Annotated in this window: 14 protein-coding genes and 2 pseudogenes; 2 read left to right on the top strand and 14 right to left on the bottom strand. The window is 46.2% G+C overall.

The features are described 5' to 3' along the window. Positions 1 to 7 precede the first annotated feature (7 nt). From C3432_RS12020 to hdeA, 6 genes are all read right to left on the bottom strand, one after another. Positions 8 to 1,726 carry an urease subunit alpha gene (locus C3432_RS12020; RefSeq protein ID WP_103776815.1) on the bottom strand — a complete coding sequence of 573 codons (1,719 nt, stop codon included), beginning with the start codon at positions 1,724 to 1,726 and terminating at the stop codon, positions 8 to 10. A gap of 9 nt (positions 1,727 to 1,735) precedes the next feature. Beyond that, positions 1,736 to 2,158 carry an urease subunit beta gene (locus C3432_RS12025; protein ID WP_103776816.1) on the bottom strand — a complete coding sequence of 141 codons (423 nt, stop codon included), beginning with the start codon at positions 2,156 to 2,158 and terminating at the stop codon, positions 1,736 to 1,738. An 18-nt stretch (positions 2,159 to 2,176) separates the two neighbouring features. Further along, entirely contained in the window at positions 2,177 to 2,479 is a 303-nt protein-coding gene (locus C3432_RS12030) for an urease subunit gamma (RefSeq protein WP_103776817.1), read from the bottom strand. Positions 2,480 to 2,482: 3 nt separating this feature from the next. After that, positions 2,483 to 3,742: an ammonium transporter gene (locus C3432_RS12035; protein ID WP_103776818.1), complete on the bottom strand. Its 1,260-nt coding sequence runs from the start codon at positions 3,740 to 3,742 to the stop codon at positions 2,483 to 2,485. Between the two features lie 89 nt (positions 3,743 to 3,831). Continuing rightward, positions 3,832 to 4,125, bottom strand: coding sequence for an acid-activated periplasmic chaperone HdeB (hdeB, locus tag C3432_RS12040; protein ID WP_103776819.1), 294 nt, complete (start codon positions 4,123 to 4,125; stop codon positions 3,832 to 3,834). A gap of 116 nt (positions 4,126 to 4,241) precedes the next feature. Continuing rightward, on the bottom strand, positions 4,242 to 4,556 hold the full coding sequence (hdeA, locus tag C3432_RS12045) for an acid-activated periplasmic chaperone HdeA (RefSeq protein WP_103776820.1): 315 nt from the start codon (positions 4,554 to 4,556) through the stop codon (positions 4,242 to 4,244). Positions 4,557 to 4,819: 263 nt separating this feature from the next. Here hdeA and C3432_RS12050 point away from each other — a divergent pair, with 263 nt between their 5' ends. Further along, positions 4,820 to 5,389 carry an HdeD family acid-resistance protein gene (locus C3432_RS12050; RefSeq protein WP_103776821.1) on the top strand — a complete coding sequence of 190 codons (570 nt, stop codon included), beginning with the start codon at positions 4,820 to 4,822 and terminating at the stop codon, positions 5,387 to 5,389. A gap of 211 nt (positions 5,390 to 5,600) precedes the next feature. Here the strand turns inward: C3432_RS12050 and C3432_RS12055 are convergent, their stop codons facing one another. From C3432_RS12055 to C3432_RS27975, 7 genes and pseudogenes are all read right to left on the bottom strand, one after another. Beyond that, positions 5,601 to 8,720, bottom strand: a complete 3,120-nt coding sequence (locus C3432_RS12055; protein ID WP_103776822.1) for an efflux RND transporter permease subunit — start codon at positions 8,718 to 8,720, stop codon at positions 5,601 to 5,603. Between the two features lie 24 nt (positions 8,721 to 8,744). Beyond that, positions 8,745 to 9,899 (bottom strand): efflux RND transporter periplasmic adaptor subunit, encoded by a 1,155-nt coding sequence (locus C3432_RS12060; protein ID WP_103776823.1) that lies wholly within the window; start codon positions 9,897 to 9,899, stop codon positions 8,745 to 8,747. Between the two features lie 36 nt (positions 9,900 to 9,935). Then, a complete protein-coding gene (crcB, locus tag C3432_RS12065) occupies positions 9,936 to 10,325 on the bottom strand; it encodes a fluoride efflux transporter CrcB (RefSeq protein WP_103776824.1) in 390 nt (129 codons plus the stop codon). Between the two features lie 55 nt (positions 10,326 to 10,380). Further along, on the bottom strand, positions 10,381 to 10,911 hold the full coding sequence (locus tag C3432_RS12070; RefSeq protein WP_103776825.1) for a LuxR family transcriptional regulator: 531 nt from the start codon (positions 10,909 to 10,911) through the stop codon (positions 10,381 to 10,383). A 530-nt stretch (positions 10,912 to 11,441) separates the two neighbouring features. Further along, positions 11,442 to 12,035 carry a Slp family lipoprotein gene (locus C3432_RS12075; RefSeq protein WP_103776826.1) on the bottom strand — a complete coding sequence of 198 codons (594 nt, stop codon included), beginning with the start codon at positions 12,033 to 12,035 and terminating at the stop codon, positions 11,442 to 11,444. A 137-nt stretch (positions 12,036 to 12,172) separates the two neighbouring features. After that, positions 12,173 to 12,427, bottom strand: coding sequence for a YdgH/BhsA/McbA family protein (locus C3432_RS12080; RefSeq protein WP_103776827.1), 255 nt, complete (start codon positions 12,425 to 12,427; stop codon positions 12,173 to 12,175). 221 nt (positions 12,428 to 12,648) lie between these two features. Then, positions 12,649 to 12,881 (bottom strand): annotated as a pseudogene (locus C3432_RS27975) (hypothetical protein). On the opposite strand from C3432_RS27975, the pseudogene C3432_RS12085 reads away from it, so the two are divergent. Continuing rightward, a pseudogene (locus C3432_RS12085) lies at positions 12,863 to 13,012 on the top strand (tyrosine-type recombinase/integrase); the annotation flags it as partial. The pseudogenes C3432_RS27975 and C3432_RS12085 overlap by 19 nt on opposite strands. A 389-nt stretch (positions 13,013 to 13,401) precedes the next feature. On the opposite strand, the gene C3432_RS12090 reads toward C3432_RS12085, so the two are convergent. After that, positions 13,402 to 15,735 carry a primase-helicase zinc-binding domain-containing protein gene (locus C3432_RS12090; RefSeq protein ID WP_103776828.1) on the bottom strand — a complete coding sequence of 778 codons (2,334 nt, stop codon included), beginning with the start codon at positions 15,733 to 15,735 and terminating at the stop codon, positions 13,402 to 13,404.

Raw genomic sequence — 15,735 nt, forward strand, 5'->3', positions numbered from 1 at the left:
TTTCCTTTTAACTAAAGAAATATTTTTGATTCATGACTGCCGTTTTAATTGGCTGACAGGTTGCGTGCACACCATCGACTCTCACAGCGAATGTCTCTGGGTCCACCTCAATGTGAGGTGTAGCATTGTTTCTGATGAGATCGCGCTTGCCAATGTTACGGCAGTTGCTTACCGCAATGACCTGCCTCTCAAGCCCTGCCTTCTCTTTGACATCATCATCAAGGGCCGCCTGAGAAACGAAAGTGACGCATGTATCCTGGAGTGTTTTGCCCATTGCACCAAACATGGGGCGATAAAACACCGGTTGGGGAGTGGGCAAAGAAGCATTAGGATCGCCCATTAGCGACCAGTTAATCATTCCCCCTTTAATAATGAGTTTCGGTTTGGCCCCAAAGAATTGTGGTTCCCAGAGCACGAGGTCAGCCATCTTACCCACCTCAACAGACCCCAGGATATGGCTAACACCTTGCGTAATTGCAGGGTTAATCGTAATTTTGGCGACATAGCGCAGAACACGAAAATTATCATTACCCGGACTGTCTTCCGGTAATTTCCCGCGGGCGACTTTCATTGCATGGGCTGTTTGTACCAGGCGCAACCAGTTTTCACCTGCGCGTCCCATTGCCTGAGAATCGCTGGAAAACATGGAAATGACGCCCATATCATGCAGAACATTTTCTGCCGCAATAGTTTCAGGTCGAACCCGACTTTCGGCGAACGATACGTCAGCGGCAACGTTGGGATTCAAGTTATGACATACCATAATCATATCGAATAATTCGGCCTGGCTGTTGACACCAAAAGGTAACGTCGGATTCGTGGACCCAGGCAGCACGTTTGGCTGGCCGGCGACTCTAATAATGTCTGGGGCGTGACCACCGCCTGCACCTTCTGTATGAAAGGTATGTATTGCTCGTCCCTCAAAAGCGGCAATCGTATTTTCGACATAGCCCGCTTCATTAAGACTGTCAGTGTGTACCGAAACCTGAATATCCATATCATCTGCGGTGCGGAGCGCATGTCGGAGCGCATTTGGCGTAGCCCCCCAGTCTTCATGTACCTTTAGCCCTACGGCACCTGCAATGATTTGTTCTTCGAGTGGCGTTTTATCATAGGCATTTCCTTTGCCTAGCAGTCCAATATTGACTGGAATGCCTTCCCAGGCACGTAACATCGCGCGCATATTTTTAGGACCCGCGGTTACAGTAGTACCATTCGTTCCATCGGTTGGTCCTATGCCGCCACCGAAGAAGGTGGTAATTCCGTTAGATAATGCAGCATAAGCTTGTTGAGGGGAGATTAAGTGAATATGTGAGTCAATACCTGCCGCTGTCAGAAGCAGGTGTTCCCCTGAAATAGCATCGGTGCTAATCCCAACCGTCATCCCTGGCGTTATGCCGGACATAATTGAAGGATTGCCACTTTTACCGATCCCAGAGATACGGCCATCTTTAATTCCAACATCTGCTTTAATCACGCCAAGTCTTGCATCGACGATAGTGACATTTGTGATGACCAGATCGAGAACGCCCTGGTCGCGGGTACACTGATTATTAGCGCCCATGCCATCACGTAACGATTTACCGCCACCATAAACTGCCTCATCGCCATAACCGCGAAGATCGTTTTCGATCTCAATATACAAATCGGTTTCGCCTAACCGAATTTTATCACCGGTAGTTGGACCAAAAAGACTGGCATATTCTCTTCTGGATATTGTTGGCATAAAAGAACCTTAGTCAGGATTGTTCGACATTTTGAAACCGGCACGTTTTGCATTAGCAATGAGTGATTTCAGCTTTATTGGATCTTCAATGACTTCGGCGAGCTGCAGGCCTGTCATATCAACAAGGTTATTAAAGCCAAAAATATCTTTATCTCCGCTATAGGGGATAAGTTCTACCTCAATTTCATCACCTGGTTCAAAACGAATTGCCGTTGTTGCGGTGATATTTAAACGTTTTCCCAAAGCATCTGCTCTGTTAAATTCGAGTTCTTTATTTACTTCAAAAAAATGGAAGTGCGATCCTACCTGAATCGGACGATCGCCTGTATTCCTGACTCGAACTTTGGTTACCGGTTTATCGGTATTAAATGAAATTGGAGACGTCTGTAAAACATAACCACCGTAGGGTATGTTTGTTTTTTCTTGAGACATACGCGGTTTCTCCTGCCATTAGCGAATCGGGTCGTGTACGGTAATCAGTCTGCTACCATCAGTAAAAACTGCTTCAACCTGGATTTGTGGAATAAGATCCGCGACGCCTTCCATAACATCTTCTTTTGTAAGAACATCTCGGGACTGATTCATTACGGTCTCCAGATCGTTTCCCTCCCGGGCGCTCTCCATGGCAGTAGAAACAATAATAGAGACGGCCTCAGGATAATTCAGTTTCACCCCTTTTTCTTTGCGACTTTGAGCAACACTGGCAAGAGAATAAATCATTATTTTCTCTATTTCTCTGGGACTCAGTTTCATATGTCACTCCCTTCCTGATGGGGTATAGGCATTTTCGCCAAATGCTGAATAATCTGGTGACTGGCGAGCATCATTGGTTAAAATTCTTACCTGGGTAAACTTATTTATTATCCACAAAATAAGAAGGGTAAAGATAAAAGACCACAAACTAGTAATAAGTACGGCAGCAAGTTGTTTTAAAACGGGTAACATCCCGCCACCTTCGAGCAAACCTGCAGGTCCTTTATAGTTCCATGCTTGTGATGCAAAAACGCCCACCAAAACAGAGCCGGTAATGCCTCCCATCCCATGCACACCAAAAACATCCAGTGCATCATCAACATATTTTTTCACGAACAATGCGCAGTAATAGCAGACCACACCCGCGATAATGCCAATTAATGCTGCTGATTGTATTGAAATATAACCTGCCGCAGGCGTAATCGTTGCAAGACCAGCAATGGCTCCTGTCAGGAAACCAACAAATTTGGGTTTTCCGGTATGTGCTTTTTCAATTAACAACCATGTTGTACCGGCAAAAGCCGCAGCGATGTCGGTCGTTACAAAAGCAGAGACAGTTATCGTATTAACCTGAAATTCAGAGCCAGCGTTAAATCCATACCACCCAAACCAAAGTAAGCCAGCACCAAGAGCAATATAGGGTATGTTATGGCTACCATCAGGTTTAATCAGCCGCCTTCCAACGTACAATGCGGAAGCTAGCGCGGCAAACCCCGCAGTTGCATGAACAACAATACCGCCGGCAAAATCCACCACGCCCCATTTAGCCATCAGACCTTGTGGACTCCAGATCATGTGCGCAAACGGGCAGTAGACGAATAATGTCCAAAGAGTAATAAAAATGAGATAGGCCTTAAAATTTACCCTACCAACAAAAGCTCCGGTGATTAGAGCCGGGGTAATAATGGCGAACATCATTTGGTAAACAAAATGTACTAAAACCGGTATCCCCGCATGATTTCCGATAAAAAGCGTATTCGCATTAATATTATGCAAAAAAGCGTAATAAAAGGGATTGCCGACTATACCATTCAGGCTGGGGCCGAAGGCCAGAGAATATCCCACACAAAACCACAATATAGCTACCCAGCTCATAGAGACAAAACTTTGAAACATGATTGTGAGTATGCCTTTACGCTGGACTAAGCCACCGTAGAAAAAGGCAAGTCCTGGTGTCATTAACATTACCAGACTGGCACATAACAACATAAATGCTGTATTAGCCGCATCCAGCATTTGAAACTGTACAGGTAATATTCCCATATACCCTGAGCCCCTTGCTTAAGGTTATCAATATTATGTGGTTTAGCTTTCTACAGACGAAGGGCTAAGCACAATTCAGATGTTTACAACTAGTTATTGGTCCTGAAAGAATATAATTCCAACTGAGGGTTATGTTTGCAATATTCAATAACCTGCGGAATGCTGGTAAGGTCTGTTTCATTCAAAGAGACAGAGTCTCCACCTTTATAAACAGTTTCTTCATTTAGCATCCACCATGCTACGGGGAGCATAGCTTTGGGGTTCAGGTTGATAAATTCCTGGCAGGTCATTTTATCTGGGCTGTTATCTGCTGAATGCGCCATTTGTGTATTCAGCATTAATAGCGAGAGTAAAGCTGCCATAGTGATAAAAACACGTTTCATATATAATCTCATCGTGAACGGTTGGATACAATTAATTTACTGAAGCAAGAACAGTTAGATTACAGTTCTCGCTTCAGTGATATTAGTAATAGCAATATTTATCAGTTTTTGTTCAATTACATATCCTTCTTGATTTTCTCCCACTCACTGTCGGCTTTCTTCTTGAAATTGGCTTTTTTATCCTGCATGCATGCCTGAACTACTGCCGGGGTAACGGTTTCAACACCCTGCACATCCAGTACGGCATCCTCCGGTTTGTCCTTCTTATTTAATGCTTCAGCAAAACCAACAGCAGTGGGCTGGAATGTGGCATCAGTGGCAAGAAAATCTTCGCAGGTCCATTGGCTGAGGGGTTTATGGTTTTCTGCCGCCTGGCTCAGGGCTGGAATGATGAGCAGGGTGCCAACGATAATACTTAATGTTTTATTCATCTAACATACCTCTTGTATCAATTATTAACGACAGGTGGAAAGTCTGATAGCGACAATAAATATATATACTGGAATGGCTTAATTGTCATATTTTTAATGAATTGGAATTTTTTATATACATTATATTTTCTTTTAATTTTAAAGGGTTACACCAGGTTTAAGAGGAAATTATCAGACTATTTTATTAAAGTAATGTTATTTATTGCTGATATTTAGCATAGATTAATGATGCCAATCGCGTTCTATCTAAATGGAGAAGACTAATGTTAAATGTGACACGAGATATTTTATCTAAGCTTGATGATGATGTGGTGGTAAAACAGAGGCGGTTTCTGAGGTTTCTGGCATGTCTGATGTTTCCTGGTGGCGTACTTTTTATTCTTTTTCCCTATGTTTCCGGAGGGGTACTGAGTATTCTTGTTGGCGGTATTTTGATGTGTAGCGGCATTGCCCTCACGATTGGACTGTTTAAAAACAGGTCTCATAACTTCTGGTCGGTCGTTGCGGGTGTTCTCGTCAGTGTCGCATATATCCTGATGGGATATTTTTTCATTACCGCTCCTGAGCTGGGAGTGTTTGCCATTGCGACATTTTTAGCATGTCTTTTTTGCCTGGGTGGGGTTATCAGGCTGACATCATTTTTTAAGCTTCGTAAAGATAAAAAAGCATGGTTACAGGGCGTTATCGGCATACTTGATCTCTTTATTGCGTGGTGCTTTATCACGGCTTCCCCCCAAGCATCTATTTATATGGTATCCATGGTGACAGGGATTGAGCTTATGCTTAGCGCTATAAGTTTCGCATATATTGCCAATCAGTTTCGTAAACCTTAACGCCGCATGTCTGGAGGTTATTCTCATCAGGCCCCGATAACGGGGCCATTAAGGTAAAAAAACTGCCCAGGCGGAGCGGGCAGTTATAAAAAGAGTGACAGACGTTAGTGCCATTGTGAATTTATAGCTAATTTTTTCTCAAATTTTCCGTCTGAACTGATATCAATGTAATAGTCAACAGTTGCTTATCCCATTTCAAAAACCGCCTCGTTTACTTTCTTATTAAGAAATTAGAAAACAAACGATGAACGAATATAAAGAATACGGGCACGAAATAAATCGCCAGAACCGTTGCCGCGATCATTCCCCCCATTACGCCTGTTCCTACTGCGTTTTGTGCTCCCGATCCAGCACCATGACTCATAACCAACGGAAGCACTCCCAGAATGAAAGCCAGGGACGTCATCAGGATTGGCCTCAGCCGCATCCGTGCGGCTTCTGAGGTAGCTTCAATATCGCTTTTCCCCTGTTTTTGCATGATCTCAACGGCAAATTCCACAATCAGAATTGCATTTTTGGCTGACAGCCCAATAGTGGTCAGCAGACCTACCTGAAAATAGACATCGTTGGTCAAACCCCGTAGCCAGGTGGCTAACAATGCGCCGATAATTCCTAATGGAACAACCAGCATAACTGCAAATGGAATTGACCAGCTTTCATACAGCGCAGCCAGACACAGAAAAACGACCATGATTGAAATAAGATACAGCATGGGGGCCTGACTGGTGGATAAGCGTTCCTGGTAAGACATTCCTGTCCAGTCATACCCGATACCGGCAGGCAATTTCTCTATGAGAGAAACCATAAATGTCATCGCATCTCCGGTGCTTTTCCCCGGCGCGGGTTCACCGAGAATTTCCATTGAAGGTGAACCGTTATAGCGTTCGAGACGCGGTGAACCGTATGTCCATTCTGTTGATGCAAATGCGCTAAACGGGACCATGCCTCCTGAGGAATTACGGACATACCAGTTATTGATATTTCCCGGAAGCATACGGTAAGGCATTGCCGCCTGTACAAAGACCTTTTTGACCCGACCGCCATCCAGAAAGTCGTTAACGTAGCTGCTACCAAAAGCCGTGGAGATCGTCTGGTTTATATCGTTGAGGGCAACCCCCATTGATTCAGCTTTTGCTGTGTTTACATGTACCCGGAACATAGGAGTATCCTCCAGCCCATTGGGTCGAACTCCCATGACCAGATCGGGATTTTGTTGCGCCATTCCGAGGAGCTGATTTCTTGCCTGAGTCAGCTTTTGATGTCCAAGATTTGCTTTATCAATGAGTTCCAGATCAAAACCAGAGGCCGTTCCGAGTTCAGGCACCGCGGGTAAATTAAAGGGGTAGATGATAGCCTGATTAATCGCACCCAGAGCCTGAGCCGCACGCTGGATAATGGCTTTAATGCCATCCTCAGTCGCCGTACGCTCTGACCACGGTTTCAGACTTACAAAGGCAAGACCGTTATTTTGGCCCTGTCCGCTAAAGCCAAAACCGCTGACCGTAAAGACCGATTCCACATTCCTTTTTTCCTGAGTCAGATAGTAGTGAGTTACATCGGCGAGCACTTCATTCGTTTTGACCAGCGTGGCGCCCGGTGGCAGTTGGGCCATGGTCAATAAAACCCCCTGGTCTTCTTCGGGTAGAAACGATGTCGGGATCCGCAGAAAAAGCACTACCATGGCAATAATTATGAGCAAATACAAAATCATATATCGCGACGTTACTCGCAGGATCCTGCGTGTACTGTCGCTGTAGTGCTGTGTAAAGCGATCAAAAACCCGGTTAAACATCACCAAAAGTCGATATGGCGAGTGGGGGTTGTCTTTATGCACTGGTTTAATCAGGGTCGCGCATAGTGCGGGAGTTAATGACAATGCTGTCAATAAAGAAAGCGCCATGGCCGCAACGATAGTTACTGAGAATTGCCGGTATATCTCTCCTGTAGAACCGCCTAATAATGCCATAGGGATGAACACTGCAGAGAGGACTAATACAATCCCCACAAGTGCTCCCTGTATTTGCGACATCGATTTATGCGTCGCCTCTTTGGGGGAGAGGTGTTCTTGCGCAATCACACGCTCAACGTTTTCGACAACCACAATGGCATCATCCACAAGCAGACCAATGGCGAGAACAAGGCCAAACATGGTCAGCGTGTTGATGGTAAAACCGGCGATGGCAAGAACGGCAAATGTCCCTAATATTACAACCGGGACCGCAATTGTCGGAATGAGTGTTGCGCGAAAGTTTTGTAAGAACAGATACATAACGATGAAAACTAAAACAATGGCTTCGACCAGTGTTTTAACCACTTCTTGTATAGATATCTGAATAAAGGGGGTTGTGTCATAGGGGTAGACGGCTTTGAGACCTGAAGGAAACCAGGAGGAAAGCCGGGATATTTCTTCTTTGACTAATTTTGCAGTTTCCAGCGCATTAGCACCGGTTGCTAACTTAATCGCAATCCCTGCTGCGGGTTTCCCATTGTATTTCGCGACGGTACCGTAACTTTCCGCACCCAGCTCAATGCGGGCAACATCTTTCAACCTAACCTGTGACCCGTCCTGTTGTACTTTTAGCAGAATATTGCCGAACTCCTGCGTATTTTGCAGTCGCGTCTGTACGATAATAGAGGCGTTAAGCTGCTGATTTTCAGCCTGCGGCGCTCCCCCTAATTGCCCTCCCGAAATCTGGTTATTCTGTATTTTTATTTTCTGAATGACATCCTGAGGTCCCAACTGGAATTGGTTGAGCTTTGCGGGGTTAAGCCAAATACGCATAGCATGCTGCGACCCAAAGAGCTGAACGCTACCCACCCCCTCGATTCGGCTAAGAGCGTCCTTGAGGTTTGACGCGACATAATCTGCAATATCGTACTGGCTAAGCGAACTATCTTCAGAAATAAATGCAGCGACAAGTAAGATATTACTGCTTGATTTATCGACGCTTATACCTTGCTGTTGTACCTGCTGCGGCAATGACGGTATTGCCAGCTGTAACTTATTTTGAACTTGTACCTGGGCAATATCCGGATTGGTTCCCGATTCAAACGTGAGGGTCATGACGGCATTGCCGGAAGCATCGCTGGTGGAAGACATATACATTAATCCATCCAGCCCGTTCATATTCTGCTCAATAATCTGCGTCACCGAGTTTTGTACTGTCTCTGCATCGGCACCTGGATATGTTGCTGTAATGGTTATTGCGGGTGGCGCAATATTTGGGTATTGAGCGATGGGCAACTTTGTAATGGCAATCACACCGCTTATCATCATGATAATAGCAAGTACCCAGGCGAACACCGGGCGCTCAATGAAAAAATTAGCCATAGGAAAGACTCCTGTTACCCGACCTTACTGAGGTAAAGGGGCATAAGATTTGGTGGGGGTGTACAGTGCATGAGCTTTAATACCCGGCCGGATTTTTTGTAGACCAGAAACAATCACCCTGTCGCCAGGCTGTAAACCCGATGTAACCAGCCACTTATCGCCGATTGCTTTTGAGGTATTAATTTCGCGTTGCCGGGCAATATTTTCTGAATCAAGAATGAATGCTATTGCTTTACCGCTGTCATTGCGGGTAACGGCTTCTTGTGGCACTAACAACACATGATGTTGCGTGCCTTCATTGAGTACGGCAGTAACATACATACCGGGTAACAGGGCGTTATCAGGATTGGGGAAAATGGCTCTGAGCGTAACGGAACCTGTTGTTTCATCAACAGTGAGGTCGGAAAATTGCAATTTTCCTGCGTGAGCATACCGCTTACCGTTATCAAGCTCTAGCCAGGCCGTAGCCTGCCCCTGGTTTTGTTCTATCAGCCCTTGTTCCATATCCGTTTTTAACTGGAGAAACTCATTAGCGGACTGGGTAACGTCAACATAAACAGGATCAAGACGTTGAACCGTGACCAGCGCTTGCTCCTGATTGGCTACAACCAGCGCGCCAGGGGTGACCGTTGATTTCCCGCTTAATCCACTGAATGGTGAGGTGACGCTGGCATAGTTCAGGTTGATTTTTGCACTTTCTACGGCGGCTTTTGCCACCAGGAGGTTGGCTTCCGCCTCTTTTACATTGGCCTGGGCAGTGTCATAGTCCTGCCGACTAACATAGTGTGATTTAAGCAGCGATGAAAAACGGTTGAACATCAAACGGGCGTTGTCTGCGGCTGATTGCATCTTCGCGAGATTCGCTTTCGCCCGATCCAGTTCGGCTTGCAGAGGTGTGGGATCGATCAGGTACAGTGACTCACCTTTATTCACTTTGCTGCCTTCCTTAAACAGGCGGCTAAGAATAATTCCGCCGACCTGTGGGCGAATCTCTGCAATTTCGAACGGGACAATCCTGCCAGGCAGTTTGCTGGTGACATTTACAGATTCCGCTTTCAGCGTGACCACACCAACTTCAGGTTGAGCGGTGTGGGGTATTGCTTTCTTACTGTCATCACACCCAGAGGTAAAAATAAGATTAAGCAGAAAAATTGCCGCGAATTTTCTTTTTATTTGCATAGTATCCCTCTCATTTACGTCACAAAAATTTGCAGTTTATTTGCACCAATTGGTAACAATCGACGCAATTAAAAAGCCGACATAAACGGCTAGTATGGAAAAAATAACGTGCACGGTAATTTCTGTGCTGGCCCAAAGATAATCTTCGTTTTGCAAGTGTGAGAAAACTTCCTCTGAAAAGGTGGAGAAAGTCGATAAACCGCCACATAACCCGGTGGTGACCATCAGCTTTACGGCAGGAGAAAATGATGAATGCCGATTAAAAAATGCCGTGGCAAAACCAATAATCAGTCCAGCGAGTATGTTTGAGATGAGTGTACCCGGTGGTAATAAAGGGAATAGCGTATTGAATCGCTGAGACATACCCCAGCGCATAGCACTGCCAATACCGCCCCCAATAATAACGGCAATTAATGACGCGAGCATAAAACCTCACACATTATAAGCTTGATTAAAACTAATATTATATTAATCAGCGTAATTAGAAATAAGGTGATATCTTTAGAGTGACGATATCACTGATTCTGCGGAGTTTTAATTTAAGCATGATGTTAAATTTCTGGATGCGTAATGTTTGTTCTGAGATATTCAGTGAGTGCGTTATATCACTAATTTTTTGTTGGTTTATGATCGACTTTACGAGTTTGAGTTGGTTATGCGAAAGCGCGACATCAGGTTTTTGATATGAAATTTTTTCATCTGTAATGATTGAGAGCAAGTTAAGGAACTGTTCTTTCCTGTTAATGAAAAACAAAGGCGATTTACTTTTCAGTTTGCTAATGTGAAATGGCGCAAGGATAATGATCCGATCCACATCGATATGGTTAAGCAGTTTGACTGTCACTTCATCAATAATGCTGTTGTGATACGTGTCGATAACAATTTTTATAGCGTGATCGATTTCACTAAAATTAATGTCTGAAAGTTTATTAATTTTGATGACGCTTTCCTTTTCCTGTAAGTGAGTAACCCCCTGGAAAAGGAAAGAATCCTTTGTGATGATGAAAATCATAACAATGCTCCTTTGGTAAATATATCTATTTATAGTATTTTTAAATTAATACAAGTTTATTGTTGAGAGGTTCCTGGTAAATGCAGCGATCGGCTATTCCATATAAGTTTTTCCAATGACATAAACATAATCTATTTTTATAATTTATCCAGAGGTAAAGCTATATAATAATCCTAAGTAAAAATCCCAATATCATAAAATCGCGAGACCTTCTCTTTTTAGTATAAGATGAATCCCGATTTAGTATATGATATTTAAGTATTAATCTGATGTTTTTGTTTTATATTACCCAGGATTATTTTATATAAAGTCAACTTGTAGAATATCTGCCTGGTTACTAGTATAAGGATGTCACTTGAATCGGTGACAAATTCGAGACTCCTATTTCAGACTTTTGCTGGCGACGGACTCGCCAGCTTTTTTTTGTGTTCAATGAGATGTCCGGAAAATAGAGTATGCGCTGCCTGGACAGGGAGATTATCCAGGCATTGAGTAGAGGAGTATGTGTCGGGGGTATATTATTGGAGGGATTAAGGATAGAGTGTTTTTTCCACTTGCAGAGGTGGATCGTACCATCCCCAGCCGGGATACATCATACCATTCCAGTCGGCGGGCCAAACCGGTCCAATGCCATAATCAAATCCAGGTGCTGGCATGATTTGGGTTTCTTCCTGCCATACCTGATAGCCACTAACATTCATTGTAATAAATGGGTAAGCAGAATTGCCGACCCGGCCAGAACGACTACCTGTCAGGTTACCAAGTAATGTGACATAGTGATTTCGGAAGTTAACCGGATCGAGAAATGTTAAGCTTTTAGCCAGTAAACGCCCCTGGTATTGGGCACTAATTTCTGGCCGAGCGTTAATATTAAGTGGCAGTACGGCTATTTCCAGCAAAGTTTCATTAGGCTGGTTAATGACATTAATAACCAGGCCACCAAGCCGGGCCTGCTGCCCTACGTAAAGACTGGGGGTCTTTTGAATTTTTAGAAAGTCTTTTTGTAAGTCAGGCTGACCGTTCCCCTTAATTGATGGAGGGATTGTTGTGCAGCCTGACAGTAATAATGTAACCGCTATGAAAGCGATGAGCTTTGTCCTGTCAGAGGCAGAAACCTTCGACATGTTACCTCCTGAATATGCTTAAAACCTGAGGTTATTGATGCATTGGATATGATAAAATCACTTAATTCTCTTTATTCGGGAGAATCAGGGAGTTATGGTGATTTAAAATAATTAGAATTGACGGCTGTCAATAACATCTAATTATAAATGTCAGCATTAATCGTTTTATGTTCAGAATGTCCTTCAACGGATGTAATGACATAATACTTGCCACCCTTTTCGTCCACTTTTTTGCTGAGCCCGTCATCAGTCATCGTGAATCCATCTTCGGTAACACTAATCTCTCCAATTTTTGAATATTTACTGGCCTGCTCTGGCGTGATTTGCTCTGAGGCATATGCTGAAAATCCGAATACTGAACCTAACAATACGGCAATAGCAATTTTTTTCATAAACATCTTCTCTCATATAGTGATGGTGAACACTAAGCATGTTAGATAACTTATTAATTAATTCAATATGAAAACACATGAATTATATCAGGAAGGATTAATGTGAAAGCTAGATTATTGATTTATATGTTATTTTCTACGGTTTATATTTTAATATAATAATCTTAATGTTGAATTGTAAATAATTAGCATAGACTCAGAATATTCATTCTACTGTACGTTTAAATACTGCAACGAACTAACCTACTCTTCGATTGGCCAGCGGCTTTTGTATCGACCCGCCGTCCGACTCTTGCATTTTTCTTCTCAGGCACACGTTTCACACCAGCAGGAGCGAAATTCAGCCACTCCCCCGTTTCGGTCGCCAGCGGCAGAACGCCGTTAACCAACTCTGGTGACGTCGTGACATCTTGCCCGTGAAGGTTAACAGGGGGCCATAACCTGAGGCATAGATGGGAAAATTGGTTAGTTCAGGCTGGAGTACCAATTTCTGTATTGCAGGAAATGGGAGGATGGGAGTCTATTGAAATGGTTCGCAGATATGCGCACCTGGCACCGAATCATCTGACCTGGCATGCCATGCAATCGACTCATCCCTGGCGGGGAATGGCACAAATATGGCACAAGGCGCTTTTGCTGAGCTGATGAATATCGCGTGAACCCGCGTGGTTAATGGTGCGATAATAGGAACCAATAAACAGACTCATAACGATGATTTTAAAAGAAAATTTAATATCGAAGAATTAAACTATACACATCACTATACACATTGGCGGTAGCGTTCATTTTTCGCACAAGCAAAAACAACGAAAAAAACTTTTTTTACGGAAAACTGTTCACACTGTTCACTCGCCATTATTTGTGTTTATTTTCAATGTGATAAAAGGTGAATAGTCAGTGAACAGTGAACACTTTACTGTTCACTTTCCGGGATTTCAGGTAAAAAAAGACCGGCTGATGCCGGTCCGGGTAGGTTATATCGCTGGGGTTTCGTCGCACCGAGGCAGCCAGTCGGCGTTGCTTTCGTCCCTGAGTGCGAGATTCGTTTGCATACCCTGATTCGTTCGCCTTTTGCCGTAATTCAGGCCGTACTCTTTCAGCATCGATGAAAGCCCTTTGCCGAACATGGTGAGGCTAAGCGTGTTTTTGTAGCCATGCGCCTCCATATAGACCAGATAGGCGTGATACAGATACAGGCGCGGCTGTCGCGGAACAATATTCGCATTCCCCATATACATCCCGTCAGGCTCGGGCAGCGCCTCCAGATAGCCGCAAAAATCAAACGTCGGGTCGGCATCGCGCTTGATGCTGAGTGCTTCATCAGAGTTCTGCTGTGACTGGAGCAACGTGCGCGCCGTCATCGGGTCGCTGAACTGCTGCATGAGCTGGCGCACAATGACGGCCAGCTCGCGTGTGATTTTATCCCTTAGCTGCGGGTCGCGTTCCTCCGGGGCGATTTGCTCCGGGAAGTGAATAATGACACGGCGACGGGACACGCCGCCGCTGCGGTCGGTGAAGCGCATCGGGTTATTGTTCACGGCCAGAATCACCGCCGGGATATAGGCTGAATAGGCGTCGCGGTATTTCGGGTCAACTGACACGGCATCGCCGCCGGTGATGGCCTTAAGCCCTGCGCCGTCACCGCTCCATTTCTCCTGGTCAGGCAGGCGTATCAGCGAGAAGCCAATCAGCGCCGCGCGCTCACGGGGTGATTCCAGCGTTTCGATGGTCGCTGACGTCGCGTTATCTTCCCCGGCGAGCAGGGTCGCGATTTCGGCCAGAATACTTTTTCCGCTCCCACCGGGTCCGGTGACTTCGAGAAAGAGCTGCCAGTCGTAGCGGTTCGCCAGCACCATAAACAGGGCAGCGAGTATCACGTCACGTTTAGCCGAATTACCACTGGCCGCACGGTCGAGCCAGCGCCAGAAATTCGGCGCGTGGGTTTCCAGCGTTTCTCCCTCCACCGGCGGGGTAAAGTCCACGTCGCACAGGGTGCGCAGCCAGTGCGATTTGCTGTGTGGACTGAATACGCCGGTGAGGGTATCGAGTACGCCGTTGCGAAAACCAATCAGACGACGCGCCGGGGCGGCCTGCTGGGGAATAATGAGTTTCAGGGTATCGACCACCGAGGCAATTCTTCCCGACGAGAACGGGGCGCGCAGTCGCTGGAACAGCCCGGCCACGTCGCGCGCAAAATCCGACGGCGGGATGATTTTCCATGTCCCGGCGTCATAGCGTGACAGGAGCTGGCCATTCGCATCGACGGCCAGCGCTTCGCCGTAATGCTCATGCACCCGCATCGCCTTTTCGCTGGTACTCATGGCGGTAAATTCCGCCTCGCTCATGGTTTCGAATGGGCTTTGTGCGGGTGGCCGTATGGCACTGTAAATAGCCTTACGTGTGGCGTCTTCCCCCTGCTGGATAAACGCATCATTCCAGTCACCGAATACCGGCGGGAGGGCAACCACTCCCTCACAGGCCTGTGCCGCCGCTGCGGCTTTGGTCTGGCCGTTCCCGCTGAGGTCGCGGTCGGCAGCGAGGACAATCTGACAGGCCGGGTGTTTCTGACGGGCAAGGCTCGCCAGAGAAAGGAGGTTCACGGACGAGAGCGCCACCATAACGGTTTCGCCTGTCAGGTGATGCACGGTGAGTGCGGTCGCATAGCCCTCCGCTATCCATAGGCGTTTACCGGTCTCTTTTTTCCCGTTGATAAGGTGCCATGCCCTTTTTACCGCTCCGCCTTTCAGGGTGCGTTTGAGGCCGTCAGCATTAATGAGCTGAACGTTAACCATCGCGCCGGTATCGTCCTGCAGCGGCACGATTAAATCACCGGCGCGGTACGTCACGCCGCCGCTCTTGTGTGTGGTAGTCAGCGTCAGGCATTCGAGCGCCGGAAAGCCCTTGCGGGTCAGGTAGGCGTTGCCGGTGGCCGGGCGGGTTTTCTCTAGAAGCTTTACGGCAAGCGCCGCAGCGGCTTTGCGGCTGGCATCAGTTTCGGCCTCAGCGGCGGCAATAATGTCCTCAGCAACCGGCGGCAGGCTGCCGGTCAGAGCGTTCACCTTCCCGGCGGCCTCGGAGGGCGACACGCCGAACACCTTTTCGACCAGCTTAAGCCCGTCACCTGCGCCGCACTGGTTACAAAACCACGTCCCGCGCCCCTCTTTATCGTCAAAACGAAAGCGGTCAGATCCGCCACATACCGGACACGCCTGATGCCGGTTTTTGATGACCGGTACGCCCAGCGCCGGGAGAATGCGCGGCCAGTGGCCGCACGCCTGTTTTATGGTTTCGGTTACGTTCATTTTCAT

Origin of the sequence: Citrobacter amalonaticus (assembly GCF_002918555.1) — a bacterium.
Taxonomy (GTDB): domain Bacteria; phylum Pseudomonadota; class Gammaproteobacteria; order Enterobacterales; family Enterobacteriaceae; genus Citrobacter_C; species Citrobacter_C amalonaticus_A.

What these genes read in the sequence shown, in the direction of transcription:
- C3432_RS12020 (WP_103776815.1), bottom strand. Translation starts at nt 1,726, where the DNA reads ATGCCAACAATATCCAGAAGAGAATATGCCAGTCTTTTTGGTCCAACT.
- C3432_RS12025 (WP_103776816.1), bottom strand. Translation starts at nt 2,158, where the DNA reads ATGTCTCAAGAAAAAACAAACATACCCTACGGTGGTTATGTTTTACAG.
- C3432_RS12030 (WP_103776817.1), bottom strand. Translation starts at nt 2,479, where the DNA reads ATGAAACTGAGTCCCAGAGAAATAGAGAAAATAATGATTTATTCTCTT.
- C3432_RS12035 (WP_103776818.1), bottom strand. Translation starts at nt 3,742, where the DNA reads ATGGGAATATTACCTGTACAGTTTCAAATGCTGGATGCGGCTAATACA.
- hdeB (WP_103776819.1), bottom strand. Translation starts at nt 4,125, where the DNA reads ATGAAACGTGTTTTTATCACTATGGCAGCTTTACTCTCGCTATTAATG.
- hdeA (WP_103776820.1), bottom strand. Translation starts at nt 4,556, where the DNA reads ATGAATAAAACATTAAGTATTATCGTTGGCACCCTGCTCATCATTCCA.
- C3432_RS12050 (WP_103776821.1), top strand. Translation starts at nt 4,820, where the DNA reads ATGTTAAATGTGACACGAGATATTTTATCTAAGCTTGATGATGATGTG.
- C3432_RS12055 (WP_103776822.1), bottom strand. Translation starts at nt 8,720, where the DNA reads ATGGCTAATTTTTTCATTGAGCGCCCGGTGTTCGCCTGGGTACTTGCT.
- C3432_RS12060 (WP_103776823.1), bottom strand. Translation starts at nt 9,899, where the DNA reads ATGCAAATAAAAAGAAAATTCGCGGCAATTTTTCTGCTTAATCTTATT.
- crcB (WP_103776824.1), bottom strand. Translation starts at nt 10,325, where the DNA reads ATGCTCGCGTCATTAATTGCCGTTATTATTGGGGGCGGTATTGGCAGT.
- C3432_RS12070 (WP_103776825.1), bottom strand. Translation starts at nt 10,911, where the DNA reads ATGATTTTCATCATCACAAAGGATTCTTTCCTTTTCCAGGGGGTTACT.
- C3432_RS12075 (WP_103776826.1), bottom strand. Translation starts at nt 12,035, where the DNA reads ATGTCGAAGGTTTCTGCCTCTGACAGGACAAAGCTCATCGCTTTCATA.
- C3432_RS12080 (WP_103776827.1), bottom strand. Translation starts at nt 12,427, where the DNA reads ATGAAAAAAATTGCTATTGCCGTATTGTTAGGTTCAGTATTCGGATTT.
- C3432_RS12090 (WP_103776828.1), bottom strand. Translation starts at nt 15,735, where the DNA reads ATGAAAATGAACGTAACCGAAACCATAAAACAGGCGTGCGGCCACTGG.